This is a genomic window from Pseudomonas sp. GW821-FHT02A11, assembly GCF_059421985.1.
Window position 1 is genome coordinate 1 of the sequence record NZ_JBWKWB010000025.1, and the last position, 11,762, is coordinate 11,762.

Below are 11,762 nucleotides of genomic sequence, written 5' to 3' on the forward strand. Positions count from 1 at the left end.
TCCACTAAAAAATGGTGTCCACTATCTTGGCTAATTTGGAGGGCTGTCAGGAGAGGGTGCTGGCCGGACGGTTACCTTTCAACTGCAAGCGCGTGCTCTTCAATTGCCCCGAGACGGTTTGTGTGAACAATTGACGATTGGCAGCTGCATCGGCTTGCTCAATTGCGTCACCCAGTGGACCAAACCGCCAGGTAGATACAGAGCCATCAACTGACTCAAGAAAAGCATCGCGAGCCTTCATATCGACAGACCAATCTGGCGGACCCAGCGCACTCAAGAATTTGCGCGACTGTTCAATGATTTCACCGCCCAAACCGTATTCCAGATTGAACAAGGACCCCGCCGGATCATCATGCCGAATCAGGCGCCCACATTGATTGAATGACGTCTTATCAGGCTCTCCATAAGCCAATCGCTCGACACAGTTTTCAGATGCACCATCGCTTTCAAACACCGCCACAGGTCGAAGCGAATCATCGTATTCAACCCGTCCCAATTGCCCTTTCGCATCCCAGTGGAACTGACCGTCCCCCCCCTCCCCCAACAACTCCAGGCGCCAACCAGCGTCCTCACTGTCATTCAGCAGCTCGTGCCCACTCAGGGAGTGAACCGAACGCACGTTTCTGCGAGCACTACCCGCACTCCACAACCTCGCATCCCAGCGATCTGCTCGCCGACCAGCAAGGTCATAAGCAGACCGATCGACACGCTCATCCATAGCGTCCCCCACTTGCGCACGATAAAACGCCACCGAGCGCACCGATAAACCGCGTGGCTCGAACACAGAAAGGACAGGGGTATGGGTGTGGACAGTCATGATCGGTGCAATCCATTGCTACGTACACTTGAAGACTAGCTCCCAACTCTTGTCAGAAATGACCGTCGGTCTGGGACGATGTGATACGTGTCCCCCATGCAGAGGCGACTGCGATGGCCGCCTTCAGCTCAAGCACATCTCGGTCAAACAGGGCGCCAGCCTCTCGCTGCAGATGCACCACCACCGCGCCGAACACTGGATTGCCGTATCGGGTACCGCTCAGGTCACCTGTGACGAAAACGTGTTCCTGCTGACCGAAAACCAGTCGACCTACATCCCGATCGCCTCGGTTCACCGCCTGCGCAACCCAGGCAAGATCCCGCTGGAAATCATCGAAGTGCAGTCGGGCAGCTACCTGGGCGAAGACGACATCGAGCGCTTCGAAGACGTCTACGGTCGCTCGACCCCCGGCATCGAAGCCGGCGTGAGAACCCAGACCATCGCTCGCTGAGACAGCGACTGGCCACCGTTGTAGCGCCCCCGCCCGCCCCCTGCGTATTCCCCATCCGCATGGGGGTGGGTGGGGGCTATTTTGTCATCCGGGGATTTGATGAAAGCCCTCTGAAAGAGCCAATAAGCCTGTCTCCTCGTGAAAATCGAAATAGCTGACCATTGCAGTATCAATCTCGAATCACTTGGTATCCAGCCTTCTCGAATTTTTTTACCACCTTATCCTGATATCGTTTGGACAATATGTAATCCCTCTGTTCGACTCCTGGGTTACCCAGATGATATTTCGAAACGAACGAGGCATGTTCCGGATTAAGCGTACGGGATGTCCATTTCAAACGCACAATCTCATCACTGCGTTTTATGCCCGAGAAACCGATGTAATTTTTCTCGTCTCCTCCCAGTATCTTGACCATCATTGAATGACCGGTGAAGTCCAACGGCGCCCCATCAGCGTGCTTGCCGACTGTGTGTAACGCTTCAAGAGGAAAGTTAAAGCGCGGACTTCTCGGCCCTACTCTGTAAATGACGTCTTTAGGTAACGGCTTGTCCACGTCAGAACCCGGCAAACCGATTTGGGAAGAGATAGCCAGATCGACTCGCTCCGTCTTGACTGACATAACACCCACAAAGTGCCGACTCGTTTCCATCACCTCTAAATTCTGCTGCGCCTCGCTCGACAAGCTTTTGCGGAGATCGGACGAGGACCAGGAGCGCGTTGCCATGCTCTCTGCAAGGACTCGCTCGTTCATCTCTGGAGTTTCCAGTCTCCTTAGTCCTAAAACCCTCCTCAAAATACTGACTCCGATACGAGCCACCCTTACAGAGGGTTGTACAGTGGGCTCCACAGACGCTGGAACGTTACCAGTCATCTCTTCACTGTCACAACCTCCTCGATCCCGGTAGTTGAGTGGCCTATTACGGACCATTGCAAAACGATTCAACCCATCAATACTTCCTCCCGGATCAGGATTTAACCACCGACCTAGCCAAGCTGCGTAATAGCGAAGACCATAATAATAGAGGCCTGTAGCATCCCGTTCTCTCCCGGAGTAATGGACAGTCTTGTACTTTGCATCGACTTCGCTTCGTGCCGTAAACCAGGCTGTTTCACCGTAAGGGTAATAGACCTCCTGACTAATCAGTTGTCCGCTCTTATCCAGCTCAAGCGTGCTTGAGCCCAGGTGATCGGTCAGGCTATGGCGTATTTGATTATTGGGAGGGCCTGTCGGACGTCCTGTTTCCCAATGCATTACTCGCACACCGCTACGCCCCGCCGTTGCAGTGATCGCGTGCAGCACTTCGCAGGTGGCACTGTTGCTGCGGATTTCCAAGCCAGGCAAATAACGTACTTCGCTCAGATGAGTCAGCGCTGTTGATTGGGTTGAACGGACCTTTCGAACCCGCGCCCCGGCAGCATCGTATTGGTAAACCTCACGATCATGAATGCCAGACTCGCGTTCCACCGGCGTCACTTCGCTCAGTTGATTACGCACATCCCAACCCAACGTCTGCCCCGGCGCCAGTTCTCGCAAGTTGCCGTTGGCATCAAAGCCTGCCGCAATTTGTTCCTCAGTCGGAGGGGTATCGCCTGTTTGCAGCAGAGTGCGATTGCTGTACGAGGCAGTTGCAAAGGTACGCGTGTGATTGCGAGCGCCGGTATGAATCAGTCTCTGTAGATTGCCGCCTGCATCGTATTCGTAGCGTTGGGTGTAGTTGCTCAGCTGATTGGCGGTCACAAAAGAGTGCGCCGAGGGGCCTTTGTTCGCTGTGGCCGATTCGTAGCCCGTCGCCTCGATCAGCTGATAAAGCGTGTCGTAAGCAAAGGTGCGTAATGGCTCGATTTGCTGATTGGCGAAGAATCGTGTCGGTTGAGCGCGGTCTTCGATACGGACGACATTGCCGACCGGATCGTAGGTGTAATGCAGATCCTGGTAGCGTCCGCTGTCAGAGCGCAAGTTGCGCAGGCGGCCATCAGCCGGGTCGTAATCAAGGGTGGTGACGATGCCGTTGCCGAGCGTTTCAGCCACGATTCGACTGTGCGCGTCGTAGCGGATATCGCTGACGAGGGTCTGAAAAGACTGGCCCAGCAGCTGCAGGCGAGTACCTTTCAACTGCCCTGAAACGGTGTGGCTAAAGCGCTGGGTATTACCTATCGCATCGGTCTGTTCTGCTGAGTCGCCAAGCGCACCAAATCGCCAATGGGTGGTTGCTGGCGCATCAGGCTCCACCAAAGAATCACGCTCGCTTTCAGACTCAGGCCAATCAGGTACTGCGAGTTCGCTTAAAAAACGACGCGTTTGCTCGATCACCTGCCCGGTCAGGCTGAAGGCTGCATTGATCAGCGAACCCGCGGGATCATCGTGACGAATCAACTGCCCGCATTGATTGGCAGGGGCTTTATCAGGGCCGCCGTAGGTAAGTCGTTCAGTGCAGCTTTCCCGAGACCCATTGGTTTCAAACACCGCCACAGGGCGCAATAACTGATCATGTTCAATCCGCCGCGAATGCCCTGCCGCATCCCACCGACAAACCCGTTGCCCGCCCTCGCCCGGCAACTCGGCGCTCCATCCGGCATCCACGCTGTCCGTAAAAAGCGCTTGGCCTGATAGAGAACTCACAGTGCCCACATTGCAGGGCGTATTCGGAAGTTGATCCGCCGCTGCCCACAGGCGCGGGTCCCAGCGACTGACGCGCCTGCCTGCGACGTCGTGGGCGGATCGGTTGATTCGAGCGGCTGTATCACCACCCCGTTGCGTGCGGCAGAACGCAATCTGACGCACCGCCAAGCCGCGCGGATCGACGACGCTCAGAGTGGGGGTGAACGTATGAGCAGACGAGGGAGGAGTCATGACGACTGCAATCCATTGCGGCGTTTCCTCAAGCCTAGCGGGTGGGCGACCAAGCGATGGGACCGTTGGTCAGACACGCGGTCCGCCCAGACGCCGATTGGTCTGTTGCTCCCCTTTCGGTACGATGCCGTCATCCGCATCCCGAGAACGAAGACATGATTATCGGCGCTGTATTGCTCTTCACCTGGCTGATCCTGCTGCTGCGTTACCCCGCTAAGGCGCTGCCGGTGTCGCTGGCGGCTGCCATCGGGCTGGCTATCGTGGCGGGCTTCGTGGTCTGGGAAGACAAGCGCGATGCCCAGCGCCTGGACCGTCTTCAGTTGCGCCTGAATTACGCCCCCGAGCAATGCCCGGTCGGCAAGCCGCTGCTGGTGCTGATCGATAACGGCAACACAGTGCCCCTGCAGGCGTTGCGCTGGAAGGTCGCCGCTTACGCGCCGGGCGATACGGTCAATCTGGCTGATGACACCTACACTGCGCCGCGTTATCGCGGGCCCGGCGAACTGCTGCCCGGCAGCCAGTGGCAGGATTGCCTGCCGCTGCCGCCGCTGCGCAACGGCTACCGCCCGCAGACCCTGGAGTTCCGCGCCGAGCGCCTGCAAGGCACCTTCTCCGGCTAATACCCACTTGCCCTTCAAGGAATGAATCACATGCCTGTCGTTCTGATCACCGGTTGTTCCAGCGGCATCGGCCGCGCCATGGCAGATGCCTTCAAGGACGCAGGGCATGAGGTCTGGGCCACGGCGCGCAAGCCTGCCGATGTTCAGGCGCTAAGTGCAGCGGGCTTCAACGCGGTTGAACTCGACGTCAACGACAGCGGAGCACTGGAACGCCTCGCCAGCCAACTCCAACAGCCCGGCAAAGGGCTCGACGTGCTGATCAACAACGCCGGTTACGGCGGCATCGGTCCACTGCTCGATGGTGGCGTCGAGGCCATTCGCAGACAGTTCGAAACCAATGTGTTTTCCATCGTCGGCGTCACCCGCGTGCTGTTTCCCCTGCTGCGCCGCAACAAAGGGCTGGTGGTGAACATCGGCAGTGTGTCCGGGGTTTTGACCACACCATTCGGTGGCGCTTACTGCGCATCGAAAGCGGCAGTCAGTTCGCTGAGCGACGCCCTGCGCATGGAACTGGCCCCGTTCGGTATTCGCGTGCTGGAGGTGCAGCCCGGCGCCATCGATACGCAGTTCGCGAAAAATGCCAGCCACGAAGCCGAGCAGGTCATTCAGGAAGGCTCGCCGTGGTGGCCGTTGCGTGATGGCATCCGCGCGCGGGCCAACGCTTCGCAGACCAACCCGACACCCGCCAGGGATTTCGCCCGCGACGTGCTCAATGCCGTTCAACAGGCAAACCCGCCACGGCTGTTGCGCTCCGGCAATGGCAGCCGGGCACTGCCTTTGATGGCACGGCTGCTGCCCAAGGCGCTGCTGGAGAGAATTCTCAGCAAGCGCTTCAAACTGCAGGGGCCTTTGTAATCAATCTTCCACCCGATAGCGAATGAGCGCGCGCGGCCGGTCGCTAAATTCCCTGTAGCCTGAGGAAACGGGCTACAGAAGTCCTCCCGTTGTTCTGCCAATACTTCCTGCAGTGGCCCTGAACAGGGCTGATTAACTGGCCTCGTGCTGGGGCCGATCAACTGTCAAGGAAGACACCATGAATATCGATTCGCTAAGCCAAACGCGCTCCTCCAGCGATGGCGACGACGCCCGGCGTCCAATGCCCGCAGATCTCCAGGCGCTATTGCTGCAGATTGACCTCGCGCAAGGCGATGACGACCTCCAGTCATCGTTGGTCATCGAGCTCGAAGCGCTCCTCGCCACGCTTGAGTCGGCCAGCGCCCACGCCGTCGAAGCCGCAGGTGCCGCCACGTCCGACCCCATCGTCGAGCCCGACCTTGCAGGACGAGGCGATGTGGTTGATGACGATGATGACATCCAGTTCCCGATCGCAGAGTTCTACGGACGAGAACCACAAGGGGATGACGATGATGATGACGACATCCAGTTCCCCATCGAAGAATTCTACGGGCGAGAGCCACAAGGGAATGACGATGATGATGACGACATCCAGTTCCCGATCGACGAGTTTTACGGGCCCGACACTCAATCAGCTCTCGAAGGGCAAGCCGAAGCACTTTTGGCCACCGACTTCGAAACCGAAGGTCCAGAACTGGAAATCGATGATCAGGATGATCTGGATGAACTGAATGTAATCGAGGCATCCCTGAGCGCAATTACGCTAGCCGATTTCGACGCTTCGGATCTCACCGAGCAAGAGTTGACCCGCACCGTCAACGACATGATCGCGCTGTTCGACAGCGTCTATGACCCTGAACTGCTTGACCCGGTGCAATACATCAATCGGTCCATCCGCCAGATCGTCGACCATTCAAGCGCTTCGGAACAGCTTAAAAACAGCATCAACGAAAAAACCCCCATCAACGTGAGCTACAAGCCCAAGCCGCCAGAGTCCAATGGCCTGGTGGGGACGGACACGCTGTTCGGCGCAATCGACACCATCATCGGACACCAGAAAGAAAAGACCTTCACACTCGACGAAATCGTGACCGACGTCTTTCGGCGAGAGCTCAATGGTCACGCTCAAGTGCAGATCAAATGGCCCTCGAACTACCCGCAAGACCTCGTTCAAGCGCTGGACTCGGCGGACCTGCAATCGCGTTATCAAGCTGACGTCGAGCGTCGCTTGAACACGCCCAATGCCAGGTACATGCTGCAGTTGCAGGCCAGGGTCGAGGTGCAGGATCGCCTGGAACGTTATGCCAAGCGAGCTTACACACCCGAATCGGAAAAGCGTCTGGTCGAGGCTTACATCCGTGGCGAGGCGAAACTCCAGACACTCGAGTTCCGGACTCGGACATGGAAGGCCGAAGTTGCACAGGCGCTTTACCTGTCCTGGCCCGACGACAAGTCAGCCACCGGCCTGTTGGTCTTTCTTGATGCCGAACCAGACGGGTCCGTCGTTCCACTCCCCGCTACCAACCGCCGCAGCATCATCGAACACTCGCCCAGGCTGGGGCCCTTGATCACGCAACGACTGCCCCTCTATGCGCAAATCAAAAAAGAAGACGATTCGCTGGCTTACTGGATCACGCTGATAGGTCCCTACCCCGTTCCGTTTTCCCCGCTGAGCTTTCTGGATACCGACGATGCCTTTGCCGCCCTGCACGGGCTCAGGATCAAACGCATGCTCGCCGACATCGACACCTTGGTGTCGACCGATGATGAACGCCTGACCGACCAGTGGCTGGAAGCCGGCATGTACATCTTTCAAGGCCTGTCCTTTGTCGCAACGTTGCCGCTGGGGCCAGGCGCGGTGGGCGTACGGCTGTTGGTGTCGTTCCTGCTGGGCTACGGCGCCGTCGCGCTCCAGGCACTGCGCGGCGCACACGCCGATATCCCTGAAGAAACCCAGGCTCACTATAGAGCGGCCCTGTTCGCGGCCATCTTTGAGCTGGTCGGGCCGGTGGCCGGGAAACTGGCCGGTAAAGCCATATCGGTCGCCAGTAAATCCAGCATCGCGCGGGCGGTGTATCGCTACATGAGAAAAACCCGCCCCCTGCCGGGCCAGGCCGTAGCCTACAAAAGGCTCAAACTGGCCCCGACTGAAGTTGCCCGGGCCCGGCGCAACGTCGTCGCTCAGCTGTCCGAAGGCCCGCAACAGGGTCAGGCACTGGTAAACAAGAACAGTCAGTTAATCAACAGGACCGTTGAAGGCCACGATCTGGTGATCTATCGCGGCAGGGTGTTTCGAGGTGATACACGCCCGCCCGAAGAAATCTTCAAAAAGGGCTTCGAGCTCAGAACTCCTGTGGAAGAAATCCAGAAAGACATCCATAAAGTGACCGGCGTGCGCGGGGGGTTTGGTGGCGGCCGCGATGCGCTGGACCCCGATGGCAAAGGCATTTCCACGTCGGTCTACTATTACAGAAACAAAGTGGGTGCCTATGTCTACGGCGGCCAGAGAGGCGGCTACACCTACTTGATCGATGCGCGCAAGTTCGACGGCTATCACCTTTATCAGAACCATTACAACGCGAGCTATCCAAACGCAAAACCGATCAAGTTCTCCCCCACCGAAATCAATTACGGCCACAGTATTCCCGGCACGGCCATCCTGGGTGCCTACGACGCCGCAGGCCGGTTCATCGCCAACACGGTCGGGATCAGGATTTACGCCCGTGAGCTGGCCATCAAGGAGCTTCGCAGGCTGGCCACCCTGGCGGTGTCATCGGGGGTCGCGCAACCGCTTCCCGAGAACAGGTGATCACGGCTGTGGATTGACAATCACGGTGCAGGTGATCCCCGCTGCCAGCACCACGCTGTCCGGTACGTTATCCAGATGGATGCGTACCGGTACGCGCTGGGCCAGGCGCACCCAGTTGAAAGTCGGGTTGACGTCAGCGATCAGCTCGCGGCTTTCCGGGTTGTCGCGGTCGTAGATCGCCCGAGCGATGCTCTCGACGTGCCCCTTCATCACTTCCCCACTCATCAACTGCATGTCCGCCGGGTCGCCGATCTTCACATGGGGCAGTTTGGTTTCTTCAAAGAAGCCGTAAACCCAGAACGAGTTCTTGTCGACCACGGCCATCTTCGCTTCGCCGATGCGCGCGTAGTCGCCGCGATGCACATTGAGATTGGTGACGTACCCGTCGACCGCGGCCAGCACTTGGGTGCGTTGCAGGTTCAACTGCGCGGCTTGCAGTTGCGCCACGGCCAGCTGGTAATCGGCTTGGGCAGAGTTGGCGACGTTGGAGGCGTCTTCGCGGTTTTCAGCGGAGATTACCAGCGCGTCCATGTCCTTGCGGCGCGCGGCGTTGACCTTGCGCATCTCCCAGGTGGCCTTGCGCGAGGCGACCATGGCTTCGGCCTGTTTGACCGCCAACTGATAATGCTCGGGGTCGATCTGCATCAACAGCTCGCCCTTCTTCACCGGCTGGTTGTCTTTGACGGGCACGTCGATGACCACGCCGCTGACGTCGGCGGCGACGTTGATCACGTCGGCACGCACGCGGCCGTCACGGGTCCACGGGGTGTCCATGTAGTGAATCCACAGCAGGCGGCCGATCCAGATAGCCAGTGCCAGAATCAATAACGTCGCGATCAGACTGATGAGCTTTTTCATCTCGAATTCACATGTGCCTCAACGGTAAACAGTCAGCGCCATTGCGCCAAAAATGCAGCTGAACAGCCCCAGGCGCAGCAGCGCCGGGTGCCAGAAAAAACGGTACAGATCGAGCCCGGACATGAAGCGGTCCAGGGCCCAGGAAAGCACCATGGCGACCAGAAACATCACGGTCACGGTCGGCATGTAAACGCCGTGAAAGGCGATCTCACGAGGCATGGGAGAGTCCTTGCTGCGATTGCGCTTCGGCTTGGGCCGGGGCAAACGCGGCCAGTGGTGATTGCGGATCGAGCAGGCAGGTGCGGATGAAGTGCAGGTAGCTCTTCACCCGACGCAGCGCCGAGGTGTCGAAATGCGGGGCGAACGGCTCGTCGGTGTTCTGCACGCAGATGATCGCGTGGTCTACCGCGTACAGACAGCGCGCCAGGTTGTGGTGATCGGGCTGAATGAACAGGCGCACCAGCGCACGGCCCATGGCGCGTATCGCGTGACGCCAGGGCTGGGATTCGGCGTAGCTCGGATGCACCGGCAGGATGTCCTGCTCGCGGCGCAGCTCGATGATTGCGTGGCCGATTTCCAGTACCACGAACATCCAGCGCAGCAAGTTGCGCTGCACTTCGGGTTTGCCTGCCGCCAGACCGTAGGCCTGGTGCATGAGGTCGCGGGTGCGGCTCTCGAAGCTGGAGCGGATCCCGCGCAGCGGTGCGCTGATGGCAAAACCCACTTGCTGACGCAGGTCGTCTTCGAGGCGCCGCCACAGCCAGCGACTGTTGGGCGGCAGCACGATCGCCCCGGCCGCCGCGCACAGCAGCATGCCGATGACCATGCCGATGTAGTCGTTGATGAAGGCGTAAGGGTTGTAGACCGTGAAGTTATCCGGCGCCGAGCCGATGCTGAAAAAGATCAGCAGCCCCAGCCCGTAACCGGCCCACTGCGGCCGCGTAGTAAGAAACGCACCCAGCGTGAAAACCGGTGCCAGGACCATGCACAGCAGAGGAAACCCATCGATGCGCGGCAGCACGAAAAACGTGATGAAGAACCCCAGCAACGCGCCAAGCAAGGTGCCGCAGGCCATCTGAAACGCCATACGGCGCGGGTTGGGGGTGGTCGCCGACAAGGCCACGGTGGCGGCTGACACCAGCGTCATCGTCGCCCCGCTCGGCCAGGCGGTCTGCACCCAGTAGACCGACATCACCGCCATGACCACCAGCGCCCTCAGGCCCGAAGCCAGGGACAGCGTCCAGTTGGTGGTGGACACGAACGGCTCGACCCACTTCTCCCGCGCATGGCTGTGATCGGCCAGTGAAGCATGAGTCTGGGCGTAATCGTGCATGTCGTCGACGAAGCGATAGAGCAGCTCGTACGCGGTGTGAAAATCCAGCAGGTCATCGTCACTGGGCTCGGTCTGGACGAACGCGGCGCGCAGGCTGCGAACCCGCTCGGGCAAGTCGGCCTTGAACGCACTCAAGCGGCTGGCCAACAGGGCGGCATCGGCGTCGGTCAACGCGCGTCCGGCAAACTGCTCGAGCAACTCGCCCAGCGCCTCGAGCCCCGGTTCGATGGCCTGAACGGCAAGGGTCACGCCCCGACGACGCAGACGCTCAAGCAACTGATGCAGAGCGTTGAAACGCGTGGTGATGGTCATGAACTCGCTGTTCAGGCGATTGAGGCGACCGTTGCGGCGACGCATGTGCGGGTCTTCGAACACCGTCACAGCACGCAAGCCTTCCAACCCCACGGCATCGGCGATGAAGCGCACGTTGCTGGCTTCGAACGCCGACGGATCACTCTGGCCGCGCAGACCGTTGATCACAAACTGAGCGAACACGCCGAAGCGCTGATACACCGTGTTGCGCATCGCGGCGCCGGAGCTTTGCGGAAGGATCGCGGCGCTGATCAGGGTCGAGCACATGATCCCCAGAGAAATCTCCAGCAACCGCCAGACCGCCGCCATGAACGAGGTTTCCGGATGGGCCAGCGCTGGCAGCCCGGTGAAGGCCGCGGTGTAGCCGGCGAGCACGAAACCGTACGCGCGAAAGTTGCGATAGCGCGCGGCCCCGGCGCAGCAAAAACCGACCCACAGCGCCATGAGCGCCAGAAACGGCGCGCTGTCCTGAGGGAACAGGGCCATCATCACGACCATCACCACCGAACCGGCAAGGGTGCCGAGCAGGCGATAGAAACTCTTGGCGAACACGTGCCCGCTCTGCGGCTGCATGACGATGAACACCGTGATCATTGCCGTGCGCGGCTGCGGCAGTTCCAGGCGCATGGCGATCCAGTAAGTCAGGAACGCTGCGATCAGCACCTTGAAGATGTAGATCCAGGTCACCCCGTCGCTGCGCGCCCAACCGTTGAGCTCGCGACGAAATTCCAGGGATTTGAGCCATTGCAGGGCTTGAGTCATTTCAATTCAAGACCTGGATTGTCAGGGCGGGCGTTATCGCGGGCAAGCGCGCTCCTACAGCCGATCGCATTTCTCTGTAGGAGCGCGCTTGCCC

Annotated in this window: 8 protein-coding genes and 1 pseudogene; 4 read left to right on the forward strand and 5 right to left on the reverse strand. The window is 59.3% G+C overall.

Annotation, left to right across the window (positions count from 1 at the left end; translation table 11 throughout):
* Window positions 1-46: 46 nt before the first annotated feature.
* On the reverse strand, window positions 47-817 hold the full coding sequence (locus tag AC07V9_RS24545) for a hypothetical protein (protein ID WP_495018229.1): 771 nt from the start codon (window positions 815-817) through the stop codon (window positions 47-49).
* Window positions 818-923: 106 nt separating this feature from the next.
* On the opposite strand from AC07V9_RS24545, the pseudogene AC07V9_RS24550 reads away from it, so the two are divergent.
* A pseudogene (locus AC07V9_RS24550) lies at window positions 924-1,268 on the forward strand (cupin domain-containing protein); the annotation flags it as partial.
* Between the two features lie 169 nt (window positions 1,269-1,437).
* Here the strand turns inward: AC07V9_RS24550 and AC07V9_RS24555 are convergent.
* Window positions 1,438-4,119, reverse strand: coding sequence for an RHS repeat domain-containing protein (locus AC07V9_RS24555; protein ID WP_495018230.1), 2,682 nt, complete (start codon window positions 4,117-4,119; stop codon window positions 1,438-1,440).
* 155 nt (window positions 4,120-4,274) lie between these two features.
* Between AC07V9_RS24555 and AC07V9_RS24560 the strand changes: the two genes are divergently transcribed.
* The 3 genes from AC07V9_RS24560 to AC07V9_RS24570 all read left to right on the forward strand — a co-directional run bounded on the left by AC07V9_RS24560 (window position 4,275) and on the right by AC07V9_RS24570 (window position 8,403).
* A complete protein-coding gene (locus AC07V9_RS24560) occupies window positions 4,275-4,739 on the forward strand; it encodes a multidrug transporter (protein WP_495018231.1) in 465 nt (154 codons plus the stop codon).
* A gap of 30 nt (window positions 4,740-4,769) precedes the next feature.
* Window positions 4,770-5,594 carry an SDR family oxidoreductase gene (locus tag AC07V9_RS24565; RefSeq protein ID WP_495018232.1) on the forward strand — a complete coding sequence of 275 codons (825 nt, stop codon included), beginning with the start codon at window positions 4,770-4,772 and terminating at the stop codon, window positions 5,592-5,594.
* A 178-nt stretch (window positions 5,595-5,772) separates the two neighbouring features.
* A complete protein-coding gene (locus AC07V9_RS24570) occupies window positions 5,773-8,403 on the forward strand; it encodes a hypothetical protein (RefSeq protein WP_495018233.1) in 2,631 nt (876 codons plus the stop codon).
* Here AC07V9_RS24570 and AC07V9_RS24575 read toward each other — a convergent pair whose 3' ends face one another.
* Genes AC07V9_RS24575 through AC07V9_RS24585 form a run of 3 tightly spaced genes read right to left on the reverse strand, consistent with a single transcriptional unit; the run spans window position 8,404 to window position 11,668 of the window.
* On the reverse strand, window positions 8,404-9,261 hold the full coding sequence (locus tag AC07V9_RS24575) for an efflux RND transporter periplasmic adaptor subunit (protein WP_495018234.1): 858 nt from the start codon (window positions 9,259-9,261) through the stop codon (window positions 8,404-8,406).
* An 18-nt stretch (window positions 9,262-9,279) separates the two neighbouring features.
* Window positions 9,280-9,480 (reverse strand): DUF1656 domain-containing protein, encoded by a 201-nt coding sequence (locus AC07V9_RS24580; protein WP_495018235.1) that lies wholly within the window; start codon window positions 9,478-9,480, stop codon window positions 9,280-9,282.
* A complete protein-coding gene (locus tag AC07V9_RS24585; RefSeq protein WP_495018236.1) occupies window positions 9,470-11,668 on the reverse strand; it encodes an FUSC family protein in 2,199 nt (732 codons plus the stop codon). The genes AC07V9_RS24580 and AC07V9_RS24585 overlap by 11 nt, the downstream gene beginning before the upstream one ends.
* Window positions 11,669-11,762 lie beyond the last annotated feature (94 nt).